Annotated in this window: 17 protein-coding genes; 12 read left to right on the forward strand and 5 right to left on the reverse strand. The window is 49.4% G+C overall.

Translation table 11 applies throughout. The features are described from left to right. The 3 genes from Q0986_RS13815 to Q0986_RS13825 form a co-directional block, all read left to right on the forward strand. Positions 1–1,233: PAS domain-containing protein (locus tag Q0986_RS13815; RefSeq protein WP_299411241.1), on the forward strand; the 1,233-nt coding region annotated here is incomplete at its 5' end. A 228-nt stretch (positions 1,234–1,461) separates the two neighbouring features. Then, entirely contained in the window at positions 1,462–3,753 is a 2,292-nt protein-coding gene (locus Q0986_RS13820) for a PAS domain S-box protein (RefSeq protein ID WP_299411244.1), read from the forward strand. Positions 3,754–4,404: 651 nt separating this feature from the next. Next, the gene (locus tag Q0986_RS13825) at positions 4,405–4,713 is read left to right on the forward strand and encodes a Mo-dependent nitrogenase C-terminal domain-containing protein (RefSeq protein WP_299411246.1); all 309 of its coding nucleotides are present in this window, start codon (positions 4,405–4,407) and stop codon (positions 4,711–4,713) included. Positions 4,714–4,743: 30 nt separating this feature from the next. Here the strand turns inward: Q0986_RS13825 and Q0986_RS13830 are convergent, their stop codons facing one another. Continuing rightward, positions 4,744–6,360, reverse strand: coding sequence for a type II CAAX endopeptidase family protein (locus Q0986_RS13830; RefSeq protein ID WP_299411249.1), 1,617 nt, complete (start codon positions 6,358–6,360; stop codon positions 4,744–4,746). A 227-nt stretch (positions 6,361–6,587) separates the two neighbouring features. Here Q0986_RS13830 and Q0986_RS13835 point away from each other — a divergent pair, with 227 nt between their 5' ends. The 3 genes from Q0986_RS13835 to Q0986_RS13845 all read left to right on the forward strand — a co-directional run bounded on the left by Q0986_RS13835 (position 6,588) and on the right by Q0986_RS13845 (position 9,613). Continuing rightward, positions 6,588–7,952, forward strand: a complete 1,365-nt coding sequence (locus tag Q0986_RS13835) for a histidine phosphatase family protein (protein ID WP_366918590.1) — start codon at positions 6,588–6,590, stop codon at positions 7,950–7,952. Between the two features lie 62 nt (positions 7,953–8,014). Beyond that, positions 8,015–9,304, forward strand: a complete 1,290-nt coding sequence (locus tag Q0986_RS13840) for a dihydroorotase (RefSeq protein WP_299411251.1) — start codon at positions 8,015–8,017, stop codon at positions 9,302–9,304. Positions 9,305–9,364: 60 nt separating this feature from the next. Beyond that, positions 9,365–9,613, forward strand: coding sequence for a Ycf34 family protein (locus Q0986_RS13845; RefSeq protein WP_299411254.1), 249 nt, complete (start codon positions 9,365–9,367; stop codon positions 9,611–9,613). 7 nt (positions 9,614–9,620) lie between these two features. Here the strand turns inward: Q0986_RS13845 and Q0986_RS13850 are convergent, their stop codons facing one another. Further along, positions 9,621–11,888: a molybdopterin-dependent oxidoreductase gene (locus Q0986_RS13850; RefSeq protein WP_299411256.1), complete on the reverse strand. Its 2,268-nt coding sequence runs from the start codon at positions 11,886–11,888 to the stop codon at positions 9,621–9,623. A gap of 341 nt (positions 11,889–12,229) precedes the next feature. Here Q0986_RS13850 and Q0986_RS13855 point away from each other — a divergent pair, with 341 nt between their 5' ends. From Q0986_RS13855 to Q0986_RS13865, 3 genes are all read left to right on the forward strand, one after another. After that, positions 12,230–13,504, forward strand: a complete 1,275-nt coding sequence (locus tag Q0986_RS13855) for a DUF2808 domain-containing protein (protein ID WP_299411258.1) — start codon at positions 12,230–12,232, stop codon at positions 13,502–13,504. 271 nt (positions 13,505–13,775) lie between these two features. Beyond that, positions 13,776–14,963, forward strand: coding sequence for a nuclear transport factor 2 family protein (locus Q0986_RS13860; RefSeq protein ID WP_299411260.1), 1,188 nt, complete (start codon positions 13,776–13,778; stop codon positions 14,961–14,963). 60 nt (positions 14,964–15,023) lie between these two features. Continuing rightward, positions 15,024–15,989 (forward strand): aldo/keto reductase, encoded by a 966-nt coding sequence (locus Q0986_RS13865; protein ID WP_299411261.1) that lies wholly within the window; start codon positions 15,024–15,026, stop codon positions 15,987–15,989. Here the strand turns inward: Q0986_RS13865 and Q0986_RS13870 are convergent. Next, positions 15,986–16,528, reverse strand: coding sequence for a peroxiredoxin family protein (locus Q0986_RS13870; protein WP_299411263.1), 543 nt, complete (start codon positions 16,526–16,528; stop codon positions 15,986–15,988). The two genes, Q0986_RS13865 and Q0986_RS13870, sit on opposite strands and share 4 nt — an antisense overlap. 279 nt (positions 16,529–16,807) lie before the next feature. On the opposite strand from Q0986_RS13870, the gene Q0986_RS13875 reads away from it, so the two are divergent. The 3 genes from Q0986_RS13875 (at position 16,808) to Q0986_RS13885 (ending at position 18,769) form a co-directional block, all read left to right on the forward strand. Further along, positions 16,808–17,596 carry a methyltransferase domain-containing protein gene (locus Q0986_RS13875; protein ID WP_366918591.1) on the forward strand — a complete coding sequence of 263 codons (789 nt, stop codon included), beginning with the start codon at positions 16,808–16,810 and terminating at the stop codon, positions 17,594–17,596. Positions 17,597–17,685: 89 nt separating this feature from the next. Beyond that, complete coding sequence (locus Q0986_RS13880; RefSeq protein ID WP_299411266.1) at positions 17,686–18,309, forward strand: RraA family protein; 624 nt, start codon at positions 17,686–17,688, stop codon at positions 18,307–18,309. A gap of 19 nt (positions 18,310–18,328) precedes the next feature. Then, positions 18,329–18,769, forward strand: a complete 441-nt coding sequence (locus Q0986_RS13885) for a GNAT family N-acetyltransferase (protein WP_299411268.1) — start codon at positions 18,329–18,331, stop codon at positions 18,767–18,769. A gap of 184 nt (positions 18,770–18,953) precedes the next feature. Here the strand turns inward: Q0986_RS13885 and Q0986_RS13890 are convergent, their stop codons facing one another. After that, entirely contained in the window at positions 18,954–19,256 is a 303-nt protein-coding gene (locus tag Q0986_RS13890) for a 2Fe-2S iron-sulfur cluster-binding protein (protein WP_299411271.1), read from the reverse strand. Positions 19,257–19,318: 62 nt separating this feature from the next. Then, a complete protein-coding gene (locus Q0986_RS13895) occupies positions 19,319–19,528 on the reverse strand; it encodes a hypothetical protein (RefSeq protein WP_299411274.1) in 210 nt (69 codons plus the stop codon). Positions 19,529–19,632: the final 104 nt, after the last annotated feature.

Consider the following 19,632-nt stretch of genomic DNA (forward strand, 5'->3'; position numbering starts at 1 on the left):
ATTGCCAACTTAGGAAAAGTTGTGGAATGGGACGAGCAGGGCCAGCCGCTCCGAATGGCGGGGATGAACCACGATATCAGCGATCGAAAACAAGCTGAAGCCGAGCGACTGAAAGCGGAGAAGGCCAAGTTAGAGCTTAGGCTATTGGAGCAGATTCTGGAGGTGGTTCTGGCGGGATATTGGGATTGGGATATTCAAAATCATAGTGAATACCTGAGCCCCGGCTTCAAACGAATGTTTGGGTATCAAGACCACGAGCTACGCAACATCCCTGGTAGTTGGCAAAGTCTTATCTTCACCGAAGATTTACCCAAGGTCCTAGATGGCCTTGAACAACACTTTCAAAGTCAAGGGAAAACCCCTTTTTTTAATGAAGTTCGCTGCCGCCATAAAGACGGTTCAACTATCTGGGTGATCCAATCTGGACAAGTAATTGACTGGGATGAAAACGGAAAGCCCCTGAGAATGATTGGCTGTCAAATAGATACAAGCAATCAGAAACAAACTGAAGCTCAGGTCCAACGGTATGCCGCCCAACTAGAAGCATCCAACAAAGAACTTGAAGCTTTTGCTTACTCTGTTTCTCACGATCTACGGGCACCGCTGCGAGCCATTGATGGATTTAGTCGAGCGTTACTCGAAGATTATGAAGACCTCTTTGATGCAGAAGCGAAAGACTATTTTGATCGCATTCGAAAGAATGTGGCACAGATGAGTCAGTTAATTGATGATTTATTGAATCTATCGCGGGTTTCCCGCTCAAAAATTCAATATGAGATGGTTAATCTTAGCAATATTACCTATGAGGTGCTTGAACAATTACAGTTATCTGAGCCAGAACGACAGGTTGAAATTCAACTCGAGCCAGACGTGTCCGTATACGCTGATGCGACCCTGATGCGAGTAATTCTGACGAATCTACTCCAGAATGCCTGGAAGTTCACCAGTTATCACTCTATGGCCCATATTGAGTTTGGCGTAAGGGAAGAGGAGAATCAACCAACCTACTTTATCCGTGATGATGGTGCAGGTTTTGATATGACCTATGCCCAAAAACTTTTTGGGGTCTTCCAACGTTTGCATAGCGTTCAGGATTTTCCGGGAACGGGTATCGGACTAGCGTCTGTACAAAGAGCCATCCGTCGCCATGGGGGGACGATTTGGGCTGAAGCTGCCATCGAACAAGGCGCTACTTTTTACTTCACAATTCCCTCTGAATTTTCATCAATCTAGGAGCCCTGTCCCATTTTGCTTGTTGAAGACAATCCGGATGATGAACGGTTGAGCGATTCACTCCACAAAATCCGAAAGAATCAGAACCGTTTAATGTGGTTGTGCCCTATGGGTAAACATCAAAGATTCCAATTAGATTACTAGTCGCAATTCTTAATGAATTGGGAATTCTGAAAAGGTGGTCTTTCATACAATGCTGCTGATACACGGGAGGGGAAGGTGTCGAAAATGGCAGAACAACCTATGACCTCCGGATTGCAACAGTCGCAGATATGGCAACAGACTATTCTCGATAGCGCTGATTTCACCATTATTTCCACAGATCTGCAAGGCATCATTCAAACGCTCAATGCTGGGGCTTTGAAAAAATTAGGCTATGAGCCAGAAGAGGTGATCGGTCAGTCAACCCCCATCATTCTTCATGATCCTCAAGAAGTTGTGCAAAGAGCCTGGCAGCTCTCACAAGAGTTAGGACACTCCATTGAACCCGGTTTTGAAGCCTTCGTCGCCAAAGCTCGATTAGGCATTGCCGATGAAAATATTTGGACGTATATTCGCAAAGATAAAAGTCGGTTTCCTGTGCGCCTCTCTGTGACCGCATTGCGCGATGAAGCAGGCAAGTTGACGGGTTTTTTGAGTATTGGCAAAGATATCACAGAACAACAGAAGATTGAGCGCTCACTCCGTGAAAGTGAAGCACGGTTTTCAGGTGCCTTTCAACATGCAGCGATTGGCATGGCCTTAGTGTCTCCTGATGGGCATTGGTTAAAAGTGAATGCCTCTATATGTGAGATCGTAGGCTACACAGAAACAGAACTCCTAGCACTGACGTTTCAGGATATTACCCATCCGGAGGATTTAGAACTGGACCTCAGTTATGTCAGGCAAATGCTGGCAGGTAAGATTAGTAATTACCATATGGAAAAACGGTACATCCATAAACAGGGCCATGAGGTCTGGATCTTGCTCAGTGTCTCCCTTGTCCGTGCCGATAACGGTCAACCTCTCCATTTTGTCGCTCAGATCCAGGACATTAACCAGCGCAAGCAGGCAGAGGCTGCTTTCCAGCAATTAAATACGGATCTGGAACAGCTGATCCATGAACGGACAGCCCAATTGGAAAATGCCATTGAAACCGCTGAAATCGCAAATAGTGCAAAAAGCCAGTTTCTGGCCCATATGAGCCATGAATTGCGCACACCCCTCAATGCGATTTTAGGATTTAGCCAGCTCATTGCTCAAGATGAGGCCATGCCTCAACACCTACAAAAATCACTTAATATCATTAATCGCAGTGGGGAACATTTGCTAACGCTGATTAATAAGATCTTGACCCTATCCAAAATTGAGGCAGGTCAAACCATCCTAGAAGCAACCACCTTTAACTTCCATGACCTTCTCCATTCATTACATGAGATGTTGCAGTTAGAAGCCCAGTCGAAAGGCTTAAAACTTAAGGTGGAATGTACTGCTGAAGTTCCCGAACATCTCCATGCCGACGAGCAAAAATTACGCCAAGTTTTAATTAATCTCCTCAGCAATGCGATCAAATTTACGCTCGAAGGCGAAGTGACCCTACGGGTAAAATTAGAGTCCCAAGTCCCATCCTCATCGGCCTATTTCCTCGCCTTTGAAGTGGAGGATACGGGTATCGGCATTGCCTCTACTAAATTAGAGACAATCTTTGACCCCTTTGTCCAAATCGAGGCTGGGCAACATAGTCATCAAGGAACGGGACTGGGCTTACCCATTTGCCGTAGCTTTGTCCAATTGATGGGGGGAACCCTATCTGCAAGTAGCCAACCGGGAAAAGGAACCTGTTTTACTTTTAATATCCAAGTTCAGCTGTCGCAGCAGAATTTAGTCAAAGGTTCACCCAAACAGCTGAAGGACCTGACTACCCAGCAGCCCCACTCTCGTATCCTTGTTGTGGAGGATCATATTGAAAACCAGCAATTGTTGGTCGATCTACTCGTCCCTCTTGGGTATGAGGTCCGAGCAGTTGAAGATGGTCAGGCAGCGGTTCATCTCTGGCAAACTTGGCATCCCCATTTAATTTGGATGGACATTCACCTGCCTAACATGGATGGTCTGAAAGCAACGCAACAGATCAAACATTTGGCTATGTCTGAGAAACGCATACCCCCTATTATTATTGCGCTCACTGCTAGTGCCTTTGATCAAACGCGATGTCAAGCCTTGGAAAGTGGTTGTGATGACTTTGTGAGTAAGCCTTATGTCCTGGCAGATTTATTGGAGATGATGGCTCAATACCTAAAAAATCAGCCCTGCCCCAGCGTTCATTTGCCTCAATTGTCTCTTGAACCTGAACTGATCCAGGAACTCTCTCCTGAATGGAAAAAGCATCTTCATCAAGCTGCTTTATATCTGGATGAACAACGCATCAAGGAACTGATTGAGCAAATTGAACTGAAGCATTTTGAGCTTGCTGATCGATTAAAAACCTATGTGGACAATTTTCAGTTTGATAAAGTCCTGGAGCTGACGCAAGCCGAGTAGAAGCGGTCATATCAACTGTTCTCTGACCGTCATAGGCATGTCTGCAAGCCCTTTACTAACGACAACATAGCCATTCATGATGTCTTTGGAATGCCTCAGACGCTCCGATTGATGCACATCCACGGTTAATGACCCGCGCAAACTTGATCAGCTCAGATATCTTCGGATTTTAAATCCATTCCTTTCCGCAATACATCTAACTGAATAGAGAAAAATAGCTACCTCAAGCACGCTATGTTTTTCCCCATTTTTGCCTGTGTGTTTCGTAAAAACCCTAGCTCCATAAATATACGGAGAGTTCAATATAATCTGCGAACATCCACGGAAACTGAGGCTAAATGAGCTGAAGTTTTGCTTAAAACTTCCGTGATTATCCTCAAGGATTTTTGAGGGGGTTTGCCCATAATAACAGTAACGGAAGAGAGAGACCGTTAATTCCCTAAGGAGCCTTCTTTATCCCTTCCCTATAACTTTTAAGAGCAAGGAGCCTTGACCGATGTTAGAAACCTTTATCACTCAAGTTTTAAGCGTTTGGGTTATCGCCTGTGCCTTCGGTTGCTACTTTTCCCTAGACATTCAAAACAACGATTATTAAATCTTTGCTGCCAATATCTGTGTACAAATCATTGGATTAACCCAGGAACACCTATCATGCAATCTGCTGCTTTGAAACCTCCATCTAGCCCCTCTCCCTTTAAAGCCTTCTGCAAAAATCTAGTCCGCCGATATTTTGCCACGCTAGATGTTGAGAACCCTGTCGTTGCCCGCCGCATTTGCCAACTGATTCCTGCCCAGTGCCCCTTTGAGCGAGATGTCGTTCTCTTTGGCCACCAGTTGTTGCATATCCCTCCCATGTGCAAGCTCAATCCTGCATACGATGAGTTTGTGGAACTTCGCTTTCGTGCTTTGGTATTTTTAGCCGACCAGTGTGGCGAAGACGTGAGCGAATACTGCCACTAAGAGGTGGATATCAGCTTCCTGAATTGACGCCTAGCCAGAACTACTGCCCAGAATCAGTAGGCTGAGAAAAGAGCCGCTATTCCATAAACTATGCAACAGCATTGAGGCCAGTAGATTCCGCGATCGTGAATAGATAAATCCCAAGACACATCCCAAAACGGTTAGAGGAAGAATATCAGCCAAATTGAGATGGGCGATCGCAAACACAACACCGCTGAGACTAATAGCTCCCCACAGGGGCAGATACCGGGTTAAAGACGTCAAGAAGAATCCCCGGAACAGAATTTCTTCAAAGAAGGGGGCAAGTCCTGCCACCATCACAAATAATAAACTGGCCGTCACTGGGTCATGGCTTTGAATAATCAGCTCTAAGAGCGGATTACCACCTCCCTGATCGCCCAAAATTTTTTGATTCAGTAAGGCAATGATGATCACGAGGGGCAGAGCTGCAAAATATCCACTCATCCCCCAGACTACCCAATTGCCGCGCCACCGAAGTCTAAACCATTTAAAGGGCGCAGACAGAAACCCTTTGAGGGACCAGATTAGAATCGAGAGACCCACAATCACCAAAACCGCGTAATTGATAAAGGCGATATAGGCTTGCGGTCTCGCCCCTAAGGTCTCCGGTTGAATCCCTAGTCCATAGATAAGCAAGGGAATGGCCAAGCTAATGGCAAAGAAGGCAATAAACCAGAGCACCATCACTTGCCAAATGGTCTCCGCTGGCCACAGGACGGATTGAGCTAAGTCTGTGTGAGCAAGATAGGCTGCTGATTCATCTATTGACGGTGAATCAGCAGCCTCTGCTTCACCCGATAAACGGTCCGGCGGGGATTGAAAGGTGGCCAAGGGATGGGGATCTGACGAGACTGTCGGACGTCGCTGTCGCCAGGCTCGCACGATCCAGACCAGCAGAATAATGACACCGGCCCCATTGCCCGCCAGCGTTAATCCATTAATGGTGGCCACTCTGACTAGGGCATTGCTGGCCACGACTTGCCGCTCAATTTGGAGGGTCGTTAGGTCGTCTTGACGTTGGGCCAGCGTATAAAGACGCTCTAGCGATTGATCCTTAAACCATCCTGTAAATTGCGATTGGAGGAGTTGTTGAGCATTGGGCAAGAGCTGGGGGGGCGCATCCCAGAGTCCCCTCAGTACACTGGCGGTTGCAGCTTGGGGCGTGCTGGAGGCCTCAGCCACTTGAGACCAAGTGGTGAGCGCTGCTTCCGTTTGATCGGCCTGTGTCAACAGGAGCCCTAATCGTAGATCCAGGTCTGCTTTAAATTGGCGACGGGCTTGGGTTGCGATCGCAGCTTGTTCGGGTGGGTCAGCCTGCTCTAACCGCTCCAAATCGGCCTGAACAGAAGCGCGCACTTGACGATAGGTTTTGAGGGCGGCGGCCACCGGATCATTTTCTAGCAAGGGATTCGGCAAGGGTTTACCCTGATCGGCGTCTTCGACCACCGGCTGCCATTCCGAGGCTTGCAGCAACAAATCACTTTGATAGAGGTTCAACTGGCTTTGGGCCTTCGGCTGATTCCAACTGCTGAGGAGCTGCACCCCAACTAAAAAGGTGACAATGACCGTCAGGATCATCAATACCCAGCGATATCGCTCCTGATGCTTCGTCTGCTCATGTGTCATGGATCATTCTTTTCCCTAAACAGCCCTACCTGATGTCAACCCTCGCACCACCGCAGCTTTCTTATCCTAATCCTTGGTGGACCGTTCGCTCTGTTCGATCCTGGGGTGATCTTTAGGATTGGATGCGCAACCGTTGTCTCTACAGGTTAGAATCTTTCTGGCCTCAGCACAGACTCACGCCGACATTAATGTGGATCTATGCCCTTCTGAATTGGCCCTTGTAATGTTTGGAGGTCAAGCCCCTGGCTACTCGCGTAATATTAGTTCGACATGGCGAAAGCACCTTCAATGTGGAGGGTCGAGTCCAAGGTCACCTAGATAAGTCCACTCTAACCGAACGAGGTCTAGCCGATGCTCGCCAAGTCGGATCTGTCCTCAAAGACATCGCCTTTGATGCGATCTACTGCAGTCCGTTACAGCGGGCCGGGCAAACGGCTGCAACCTTGAAACAGGAGATGACAGCGGGGCCGTATCCGGTTCCCTCAATTCAGGTGCTAGACGGGCTGATTGAAATTGGTCTCCCCCTCTGGGAAGGCATGACCTTTACAGAGGTCAAAGCAAACTTCCCAGAACAATATCAGTGTTGGAATACAGCGCCTGATCAGCTGTGTATGGAATTGCCCGATCAAGCTCAGCCCTTCTACCCCGTCCCGGCGCTGTATGAGCAGGCCCAGCGCCTGTGGCAAGACCTGCTGGCCAAGCATGCCAATCAAACGCTTTTGCTGGTTGGGCATAGCGGCATTAATCGCGCCTTGCTGAGTACGGCCTTGGGCTTAACCTCTGATCGCTATCAACGCTTGCAACAGGCCAACTGTAATATTAGCGTCCTAAATTTCCCCGATGGGCTGCAGCAAAAGCCACAGCTCGAAACGCTGAATGTAACGGATCACCTGGGATTGCCCTTGCCTAAATGGTGGCGGCATTATCGATCTCTCCGCTTAATTTTGGTACGCCACGGAGAAACCGAGTGGAACCGTCGCGGACAGTTTCAAGGGCAAATTGATGTTCCTCTCAACGACAATGGTCGTCAGCAAGGCCAACAGGCTGCCGATTTTCTCAAAGATGTTCCGATTGATTTTGCCATTAGCAGTTCTCTCGCCCGTCCGAAAGAAACGGCTGAACTGATCTTGAAGCATCATCCTCAGGTGTCCTTAGATCTGTCGGAACCCCTCTGGGAAATTAGCCATGGCACCTGGGAAGGCTGCTTAGAATCGGAGATTGAGATCCGCTATCCGGGTGAACTTGAGCGATGGCGGACCATGCCGGAAGCGTTACAAATGCCGGAAGGAGAAAATTTACAGCAGGTTTGGGATCGAGCGATTGCCGCTTGGGAGGATATTGTGGCCACTGCTCTGGCCACAGGCAAACCGGAACAAACGGGGCTGGTGGTGGCCCATGATGCGATTAATAAGGTGATCCTGTGCCATGTGGCCGGTTTAGGACCGGAGTATTTCTGGTGTTTTAAACAAGGGAATGGGGCCGTTAGCGTGATTGATTTTGATGCAGAGGGGCAGCCCATCTTGCAAGCGATGAATATTACGACTCACTTGGCCGGAGGCATATTGGATCGGACGGCAGCTGGGGCGCTATAACCCGTGCGACCCGGCGAAGACCGCATCGTCTTGGCGAGAACACGCAACTGCATGGATGGAGTATGGTACAAGAATTACTCAGACAGGTGCGAATTGTAGACCCGCTATCTCAAGTGGATCGGGTTGCAGATGTCTTAATTGAGGCGGGCAAAATCGTAGAGATTGCATCCCCAGGGGCGATTCAGTCGAAGGCTGCTGCTGAGCGAGACTGCACGGGGTTGGTGTTAGCCCCCGGTTTAGTGGATTTATATAGTCACGCTGATGAACCGGGCTTTGAAACACGGGAAACGTTGGCGTCTCTGACGGCGGCTGCGATCGCAGGTGGATTCACCCGCCTGACGCTTCTGCCCGATACCCCATTGCCCTTGGATCATACCGATGGTTTAGCCCGACTGCACGCTCAGATCTCTTCAGATCTGCCCCTGCACGTTCAGGCCTGGGGGGCCATCACTCAAAAACTAGAGGGGCAACAGCTGGTCGAATTTGGCGATATGATTCAGGCCGGTGTGGTCGGCTTTAGTGATGGCCGCCCTGTGCAAAATTCGATGCTCTTGCGACGACTCTGTGAATATCTTGGGGCAGCATCTATCCCCATTGCCCTCTGGCCTTGTGATCCGGCCTTAGCGGGAAATGGAGTGATTCGCCCAGGCCTCGAGGCACTCCAATTGGGACTGACAGAGTCCCCCACTATGGCCGAGACTGCTGTTTTGGCTGCTCTTTTAGAAATGGTGGCTGAATTAAAAACGCCGATCCACCTGATGCGGGTGTCCACCGCTCGCAGTGTCGCGCTGATCCAACGGGCGAAGGAGCGGAATTTGCCGATCACCGCGAGTACCACCTGGATGCATCTGTTGGGCAATAGCGAATCGCTGCGCACCTACGATGTCAACTGGCGCTTGGATCCGCCGGTGGGCAATGTTCAAGATCAGGCGGCCTTGATCCGAGGGCTAGAGTCGGGGGTGATTGATGCGATCGCAATGGATCACCACGCCTATACCTACGAAGAAAAAACCGTCGCCTTTAGTGCTACCCCGCCTGGCGCGATTGGCTTAGAACTGGCCTTACCGCTGCTCTGGCAAACCTTCGTGGCCACGAGACGCTGGTCACCGTTAACCCTATGGCAAACATTGAGCACCTCTCCCTGCCACTGCTTAGGCCAGTCCCCGCCGACGCTACAGCCTGGCCAATCCGCGGAAATGATTCTATTCGACCCCCAGCAAGCTTGGACTGCCAATGCCCAGACATTGCACTCTCTAAGCTGCAATACCCCCTGGTATGGCCATACCCTAACGGGCCGCGTTTTAAAAACCTGGCATCCCAGAACTCAATCAGATCCGTTAGAGTGTTTGTAAGGGTCTTGACGGTTTCATGCCAGACTCGCTTTGTCTCTGTTCCAGAGGAGGGCCAAGAGTATGTGTATTTGCGTTAACTGCCACTTCGTTGATCAGTGCATTACCTATCATGCCGTGGAAACACAGCATCAACAGCCTCACCTGACAGAGGCCCCTACCTTTGAGCCGCAACAGCCCACCATTAACGTCAATATCCGCAACACGATGGATGAAATTGAGATGGAATGGGATGTGGTCGGCTGCGCCAGTTTCCTAGAGGAGGCTGGAAAATGGTCTCGTCTCAGACCGGGTGAATTGGTGCCCACCTGACAGACGGCTAGCCCTTGCGCCTGAGCGGTTGCAAGCGGACAGGTACATTTTTATGGAAGGGGGTTGCACTGATAGGGTCACAATGCCGAGCCCCCGTCAGTACATTCAGCAGCGGACCATAGCGGATGCGCTGGCCCTGGGAGTCGGGATAGTCTAAACCATAGCCATGCGGTAAACTCACCACACCTGGACGGAGCGTATCGCAAAGTTTTACATGCACGGTCAGTTCTCCCCAGGGTGATTGACACAGTGCCTCGTTCCCATCGGCTAACTCTAAAGTTATGGCATCCGTGGGATGAATCTTGAGCACCCCTTCAGCATCACTCTGCCGCCATTGGGGATCGCGATAAATGGTATTGGCGTTATACATGCGGCGCTCACCCGCAATCAGCATTAAGGGATAGTCGGGCCAGGAAGTCGCAGATTCCAGTGTCTGCAACGTCTCCAGTAACTCAGGAATGGCCAATCGCACCTTCTGATCCTTGTACCCCATCAGCGACCAAGTATCTTCATACAGATGTTGACTAATGGTTGTGCCGCTTCCCTGCAAGAGGCGCTGAAATAAGGCTTCCGCTAGTTTTCCCCCGCGTCCAGGTAACCCCGTTCGGGCTACGGCTTCACCATGTTGCTGCACATAGAGCTGACTAACGCCCCAAAAGGGGGCGATGCTCTCATCCGGTAAAGTTTTACCTAAAGATCCTTGCAAGGCAAAAGCCACGGTACGTCGCAGCTTGGGCTGGAGAGTCATGGCCGCCACCAACGCCAGCCGATACAGACTGAGCTGCGGCCACCGCCAGTGCCAACGAGCCACCCGCTCTAACAACGGGTAGCGCTCTGGAATCGCCCCAATCGACACCGCTAAGCGCCGATAGATTTCCGACTCCGGCAGGGTATTAGCCAAGGGTTTAAACAAGGGTTTACGTAAATGAAAGGCATTAGTGGGAAATTCCAAATTAAAGAATGCCGCCTCCCATTTTTCAAATTGAGACGCAGCAGGCAGGATGTAATCCGCAAAGCGGGCTGTCTCCGACATCGCCACATCCACAACCACTAGCAGATCCAGCTGGGTAAAGGCCCGTTGGTAGGCTTGGGTATCTGCTCCTGATACCACTGGATTGGCACTATCAACAATTAAGCCCCGGAGTCGCTGGGGATGGTCGGATTCAATTTCAGCGGGCAACACATTCGGCGGAAAGAGTTGGGCAATTTCAGTAATCCCCGTAGCCATTGTTTTACGGAGGGGTTTGGCGTGGACATCAGAATGGCCCACCCAAGGCAGGAAAAAAGTATGGAAGTTATTGCCACCGGGCTTGCCCAAATTACCCGTCAGCAGAAAAAGAAGTTTTTCTAGGTAGGAATTAAGAGTACTGTTGAGGCTTTGCTGCAATCCTAAATCCACTCGGACGGTGGCGGACTTCGCGGCTGCAAAGCGGCGCACGGCTTCATAGACCTGCTTGGCTTCCACCCCAGCGTGATCGATATAGTCATCAATGGGAATGGTTTGCAGGCAAGCCCTCACCTCAGCAAATCCAACGGTATGTTCCTTAAGACAGGCTTGATCTTCCCAGCCTTCCTGCACCAGAATCGCCAGCATCGCTGACAGTAAAAACGCATCGGTTCCAGGCCGAAGCTGCAGATGAATATCCGCCAATTCTGCCGTTTCTGTGCAGCGCGGATCGATCACAATCATGGTTCGCTGAGCATTGTTAGCTAGCTGCTTAAGGGTAGGGCGAGCATTACGAATCCCGTGGGCCTGCCAAGGATTGGTACCGATAAATAGCACACAATCTGCCTGTTCAATATCTTCGGTGGTATGGCAGTTTTGGCGACCAAACAGCTTGCCATTCACCCAAAAGTCCCCGGTTTTTTCCTGAGCCAGGGCGGAATAGTAATAGGGAATTTCCAAGGCATCGCGAAAAGTACTGCTATACATAGAGCCAAGGTGATTGCCTTGGCCACCCCCGCCATAGAAGGCGAGGCACTCTTTGCCATAGGTCTGCTTTAGGTCCAGCAGGCGATTAGAAATTTCAGTAATGGCAGTTTGCCAGTCAATCGGTTGGTAAGACCCGTCCTCCTGACGTTTCAGAGGTTGGGTGAGGCGATCGGCGTTGTTTTGATAATGGTCGAGTTGGGCGGCTTTTTGGCACATATAGCCCGCACTAACAGGGTGGTTTTGATCTCCTCGAATTTTCGTCAGATGGCCGTCTTCGATTTGCACTAATAGCCCACAGTTGCGAGAACATAAAATACATGCCGTGGGATGCCAATCACTCATAAGGAATACGCCTGGAAATACGGTATTAGAAGGCTTTAGCTCTGCTCAGCCTCTCGACAATCAGAATAAACGTTGGTCTTATGACTCAGCTCGCCAGAGTGGAAGAGAAGGCTGAGCAACGTCAGAGCTTAGCTGAGATAAGATGCCTATTGCAAATAGTTTATGAACAGGAGAGCTTTTGTCAGCATAAGTCTCTTTGACCCGTCATCCAATGTCCCTCTATCCGAGGCTATGGAGATAGATCACGGCGGAGTGTGTGGCTGCAGTGTTTAGATGGAACTGAAGTCGTTATTTGAATAAACGTCGCCAATAATAAACTCAAGTGAGTGAGGGTTATCCCCATGCAGCGATCTAAAGTTCTTTTACCTATCTTGGCTGTAGGCACTGCTTTGGTGGTGGTGCAGCCTGTCCAAGCATTGTCAGGGACAGAGGTGAATAAAATTGCCAAAGCGTCTACCATTTTGGTGAAGGGCCAAAGCCCCGGCTCTGGGGTATTGGTGGGGAAAAAAGATGACACTTACTTCGTGCTCACAGCAGAGCATGTGGTCGCCACGCCTGATGAGTATGACATCGTAACGCCAGATGGGACGGAACATCCTTTAAATTATCAGTCGGTGCAAAAGCTACCGGAGGTGGATTTGGCGCTGGTAAGTTTTACAAGTAAACAGTCATACCCGCTCGCTAAACTCGGCAACTCCGATCAATTAACGGAGGGCGATAAGGTCTTTATTGCAGGCTGGCCCTCATCGGGTGTGGCGCTGCCCCATATCTATCAATTTACCTCTGGTGAAATTTCTGGATTGCCCCCCCAATCCATTGGCAGAGGCTACAAGATGGTCTACACCAATGTCACCCGCGCCGGGATGAGTGGAGGGCCTGTCTTTGATGATGATGGCAAAGTGGTGGGAATTCATGGTTTAGCGGAAGGCAGAGAGGTGGTCTTACCAGGCTATCAAGGAGACTCCAGCGTGATTAAGGCTGGGTTCAACCTGGGAATTCCGATTAATACGTTTGTGCGGTTATCCAAGAATATGGAGGCCAAGCCTCAGGTCGCTCCAGAACCGGCTCCTGCACAACCGATTCCGACACCGACTCAAGAATCAACGGCGGTCGCTCAAGTGATCGATGCGCCTGCGCTTCCTGCCCTTCCCCAAGGTCCCAAGCCTCGCTTTAATCAACCGCCTCAGCTGATCAGCACGTCTACAACCAATCGAGATGCCCGCTCGTTAGGGGCAACTTACTTCTTTACGATTGATATTCCGCCCGGTGCCACCCAACCCTTGCAAAAGGTGGAGTTTATTCTCAAGCAAGGCGTGCAATATCCCCGGTTTAAAGCGACGTCTGTAAAGGCCTTTGAAGGAACGAAACGAAAGAAGGGTGAGGCGCTGCCGATCAATATTGTGGTCAGCGATCCATCCAATCGGACGTTGACGGTAACATTTGATCAACCCGTTGCGCCTGGACGGCAGATTACGATGGCTGTTCGACCCGTGCGGAATCCTTCCATAGGGACCTATATGTTTGAAGTACGAGGAACGCCTGCGGGTTCAACTGCGGAAAGCCAGTATTTGGGGGTTGGCCGTCTCGACTTTTCCCGCAGTTCTTTAGGGAAATAAGTCACAATGAGATCTCATACTCTCTAAGAGAGAGGCGCCTCAGTCGCTTGAACACTGCTGTATTCTGACGACAGGATGCGGGTCTTGGCCCTTCCTGATGATTCGCCTAAGATCAGATTGATCCTTGGTTAATCGCTGCTGGAGTTGCATCGGCCCGATGCTAGAAGGTTTTCAGCAAGCATCCATTTCAGAAGGTTGGCTTTGTTGGCAATTTGTCTGCGACTCACCTGGATCTAGCACACCCCATGCTTCCCTCAATTTTCTGAACCCTATGACACTTCCAGCCCATCTCCTCATTCAGGCTATGTATGAGGCCATTAATGAGCGCAATGTCGCCAAAGCTCTGGAATATGTTGATCCAGACTGTTGTTATCAAGACCTAAATTTTCCGACACCTTTTCAAGGAAAAGCAGCGGTGGGAGAGCTATTCACCGAGTCTTGTAAAGGGATACCTGCAGACTTGTTGTTTGTGGTGGACGATATCACAGAAGGTGATGCTCTGGCGGTGGGCATTCTCTGGCATGTGGAGCTGGGCGGTATTCCCTTGCCTAACGGGCGTGGCGTTAGCTTTTGTCGACTGTCTGAGAAAACTGGAAAACTGCTCTTTGCCCGGGATTTGGTTGAACCCGTGATTAAGCCTGGTAAAGGTGCATTTTTGATTCTGCGCTTGATTGCCCCCTTAGTGCGGCTGCTACTGAAACCCACTGAGCCAGGGGAAACAGCACTTCAGTCTTCAGCTAGCTCTTCAGAGCCGCCTCAGCCGTGGGTATCCAGGCTGCTCTGGCTTCTGGCTGGAGCCTATATTTATATCCTGTTTCTCTCGCCACCGGGACAATTAATGCCCGGAGAACCCGTATGGGCCATTCAAGCGGAGACCTGGCAGGAAGTGATGAATGAGTCCCTCAACTTCTTCTTTATCTTGCCCTTAGCTAACATGCTAGGCATTCACTACCTGGAAGCGCCTTTAGTCCATCCGGTAGACCAAGCCTTTTTTAACTTTGCGATCGCTTGGATCTTTATTTTCTTGCCTCTACTTTTGGCCGATATACGCAGCCGCAAGCTGCCGAAAGTGCCGATTTGGAGTATGGCGCTCTTTCTGACGAATGCGTTTATGATTCCATATATGGCGATGCGAGCTGCCATGCCGATTCCCGAAGAAGTACCATCCCCTTCGAAAGGGCTGCTAGCTCGGGCCTTTGGTTGGACAGGGCTTTTGGTAAGTGGGATGGCGCTGTTCTGGTTTGGGTTTGTCGGACCCGAATTTGGCACGGTGGCTGAACGACTCCAATATTTGGGCACCCAGTTAACGACGAACCGGGTTTCCGTCGCCTTTTGTGTTGACTTGGTATTCTTTACGCTTTTTCAGATTGTGTTGTTAGGCGCTGTAGAACCGAATCCTCAGAAACGGTGGCTGCGCTTTGTGCCTTTTTGGGGCTTGGTGACCTGGCTTATTATTTAAGCGGTAGGGCTACTGCAATCCTTAACCTGAAAATCTCTTGTACTCAATCCAGGAGTCAATATGTTGACCATCCATTCAACGCCAATCAAGCAAATCGGCTATGGTGCCATGGGATTGGAAGGTTACTACGGGGCTAGCGACGATCAAACGGCAGTAGAAACCCTGACCTATGCCATTGAGCAAAATATGATGATCGATACGGCTGATGCCTATGGTGCGGGACATAACGAAAGCTTGCTGAAACAAGCCATACAGCAATCCACCCAAACGCCTTTTGTGGCGACCAAGTTCGGCATTGTCTTTGAAGAAGATCAAACGGGCCATCAAATAGATACAGGTTGGGGATTTCCCCTCACCATCAACGGCACTCGGTCCTACGTTAAACATGCGATTGACAATAGCCTTGAGCGCCTGGGTGTCAATCAAATTGATTTACTGTATGCGCACTACCTTGATCCCAGTACCCCCCTGGAAGAAACGGTCTCTGCTATGGCAGAAGCCGTTCAAGCGGGCAAGGTGAGAGCGATTGGATTGTCTAATGTAACCGCTGAAGAAATTATTCAAGCAAATCAGGTCCATCCCATTTCAGCGGTTCAATACGAATATTCATTATTTAGGCGTGAAGCAGAGACTGAGATTTTACCAGCCATTAACAGGACTGGCGCATCATTGGTCTGTTGGTCACCCCTTGGCGCTGGATTCCTAACGGGTACTGTGAAGACATTAGAGGACGGTGATTTCCGTAACAATAATCCTAAAATGCAAGGCGAGAATTTCAGCAATAATCTGCAGCGTCTTGAAGACATCAAACAGATTGCGGTTGATTTGAACATTACGGCTGCACAGCTTGCCCTGGCTTGGTTGATTGCCCAGGGTGAGAATATCATTCCGATTCCAGGGAGTCGTAAAAGATCTCGTATCGATGAAAATCTGGCGGCTCTTGGTGTGCAGTTAAGTGCAGAAACGCTGCGAAACCTGGATGCGATCGCACCCATTGGCGCATTTCAAGGGGCAACTTTGGTTTAGCCCTGGGGGGTTAAACCCTCAAGAATAGTGAGTACTTCATCCATTCCTGCATTGTGATCGACAAAGGAAAACATATGACGAAAGCGAATGATACCGTCTAAATCCACAATATATTGAGCGGGTAATGGGGCACCAAGGGCTTGCCCTGCCCCATAGTTGCGGAAGCTCTCACAGGTCGGATCATATAAAAAGGGATAAGGCAGGTCTAAATCGGAGACGATTTGCTCACTTTGCACTGGCTCCGTACTGGAAATCATCAGCAGTTCTGACCCCCGATCCACAATCTCTGAGTAGCGCTGTTTTAAGTCTTGGATATGGGGATAGCAAAAGGGGCAAAAGAGTTTTTCCGTAAAGATACGAGTAAAGGCGAGAAAGACGGGCTGCTGTCCACGATAGTCGGATAGTTTAACCGGATCTCCTCCCACCCGAGGTAACTCAAAGTCTGGTGCAATCCGTCCCACAGCAGGCTTCCCTTTACCTGGCAAGGGAACAAGATTGTTTATATAGCGTTGATTAAAGAACCCTGAACTTTGAGTCATTGGTCACGATAATTAAATAGCTAAACGTCAATACGTTGTACCCATGAGTGTACGTTGTTTTCCCAATTGGGTGGGTTGGATGGCTCTTGTAGAGGAAACAAGCTAGAATTACTCGAACTTAAACTTATCTAGCAGTATCGGTCTTGAGATTCCGACTGCCTGACAGATCTGGGTATTCCATAACTCATAAACCTCGGTACTGTAGAGAGCAGACTTTTACGTTGATCAGATAGCTGCACTGGGGCATGAGTACAATATGACAGCTATCGGAGGAGCTATATGTATACTTGGAACGCTCAGGACTATGCTGAAAATTCCACAGCTCAGCAAACATGGGCACGTGAACTAATGGCTAAGCTGAAGTTGCAAGGCCATGAGCACATCCTCGATCTCGGTTGTGGAGAGGGTAAAGTCACGGCGGAGCTAGCGAGCCAAGTCCCTAATGGTTCAGTCACCGGAATTGATCAATCAGCAGCCATGATCAGTCTGGCCCAAACACGCTTTCCGTCAGACCCGTTTACAAATTTATATTTTCAGCAGATGGATGCCCGTCAGTTAACGTTCCACAATCAGTTTGATCGAGTCTTTTCGAATGCAACATTGCATTGGGTAGATGATCATCAAGCCGTCTTACAAGGACTACAGAAGGGATTGAAGCCTCAAGGTCGCCTTCTGCTACAGATGGGCGGCAAAGGAAATGTAGTCGGAATGATTGAGGCTGTACAAACGGTCATTCAGCACTCTCAATGGAGCCCGTATTTTCAAGGCTTTGCATTTCCTTACTATTTCTACAGCCCAGACGACTATCAGCAATGGCTACCAGCAGCGGGCCTAAAACCTTTACGGTTAGAGTTAATCCCTAAAGATATGGTTCACGCCAATCCTACAGGATTAGCAGGCTGGATTCGGACAACCTGGCTTCCATATGTTCAACGTGTACCTGAAGAGAGTGCCGAAACCTTTGTCTCGGCTATTGTGGACCAGTACTTGCAGCAATACCCTGTGACTGAAGACGGCAAAACACATGTAGCGATGATTCGCTTAGAAGTAGAAGCCTCTAAGGATTAACTCACTCGAATCATTCCATGCAACAACATCTAAATACTTGTGCTGAGCCATCGCTCAAAATAGAAGGATAACGTCCGTTTTGTATCTCAATGACACACTACTCTAAGTTTAAAGCGCTATCTCCCACCGCCTATGCGGATGCCTTAGGCCGTGAGCAGTTTATGGACATAGGCATCCGAGAAATTTGGCCTCAAACGCCAAGAATTGCAGGACCTGCCTACACTGTACGTTGTCCCCCCGGCGATAACCTGATGCTTCATGCTGCAATTTACCGTGCTTCACCTGGATCTATTATCGTCGTTGAAGCCGGCAGCATTGATTATGCCGTCTCGGGTGGGAATGTCTGTGCCATTGCCCAGAAAAGACAGATAGCGGGCTTTGTCGTTGATGGCGTGATCAGAGATGTGGCGGAAGTGCGAGATCTTCAGTTTCCCGTGTTTGCCAGAGGCGTTATGCCAATTCCAGGAGTCAAACAAACCTTAGGGGCGCTAGGTGAACCCGTGAAGTGTGGCGGAGTAAGGGTTCATCCCCACGATATTGTGGTGGCGGATGAAGAGGGAATCGTCGTTATTCCAGTATCAGACCAAGCGTCTGTGTATGATATTGCCAAGCAAAGAGCCGACAAGGATGCCGCCCAATCTCTAGAACAGTGGGAAGCGAGCCATAAAGCCAAAATTGATAGGATTCTTCTAGAACAAGGGTTTATCGACTAACAAACACGGATCGCTCAAGATGCACATTGTATTGGCTGATAGTGACGCTCTTTCGAATGTGGCCCTGCTATTTGACCACTATCGAGTCTTTTACGACCAGCTTTCCAACCGTCACGATGCTGAGCAGTTTGTGGCTGAGCGTTTGCGCAATCAAGATTCCACAATATTTTTAGCCTTGGCTGAAAGCATTGGCGTAGGCTTCACCCAGCTTTACCCTAGTTTCTCTTCTGTTTCCATGCGGCGCGTTTGGATTTTGAATGACTTGTTCGTGTTGTCCTCTTATCGCCGTCAAGGGATCGCAACGCAACTGATGCAGGTTGCAGCAGACTATGCCCGAGAAACGGGAGCAATCAGGCTGGTGCTAGCAACGCAAAAAAATAATATGGCAGCCCAAGCACTATATCAATCTCTTGGTTATCAACCTGATTTAACCTTTGACCATTTTGCCTTGAAATTGTAGCTGCTAAAGAGATTGACTTTTCCTCAAAAGAAGGGAGCAAGCTTTTTTATATCGATGATCTTGGCTAGTATCGTAGCCTTGTAGACTGTCAAGAGAGCTTTTGCTTGTGAGGGGTTGGGTTGCGATCGCACCATCCCCTGATACCAGTCCTGAAACCAACAGAGCTGCCAGCCAGCCAGTGGAATTAATAGAGCCCTTCTTCTTGATCCGTTGCAATCACACAGTCAGATAAAGCATAGCTCACACATAAGAGCGCATAGCCCTCTCCGATCTGGTCATCATCTAAGAAGGATTGATCCGCCTGATCGATCGTGCCCTCTAAGACCTTCCCAGCACAGGACGAACAAGCGCCTGCTCGACAGGAAAAGGGTAAATCCAGCCCATTATCTTCAGCCACATCCAGAATATACTCGTCATCTGGGACCTCAATCGTCTCTTCCAGGCCCTTTTCTTCATTGACTAACGTGACTTTATAGTGAGTTGCCATAATTATTCTCCTAAACGATAGCTATTGCAGCGTTCCCCCTTGCACAACAAGAAGGGAGCCAGTTATGCACTGGGTAAGGTGGGCGGTAACACCGTTAAGGCCACCAGACAGACATAGGCCAAGGCAAAATAAGTCTCAAAGCGGGCAATGTGTTCAAATCGGCATTGGGTATACCAGTCCCGTTGCCATACCACCACCGCAAACTTCAACAGGGCCACAGTGAACGTCAGCGCAGTCAGTGGGAGGAGCCATTGGCTATAAAACAACCCCATCGTCACCTCTAGTTTCCCCTAAATGTTGAGTGCCCAAAAAGGTTCAGGCTCTGATCCGAAGCAACCATACCTATAAATCGATGACTTAAGCAGCGAGTGGATCG

This window comes from Acaryochloris sp. IP29b_bin.148, assembly GCF_028285565.1.
Lineage (GTDB): Bacteria > Cyanobacteriota > Cyanobacteriia > Thermosynechococcales > Thermosynechococcaceae > Acaryochloris.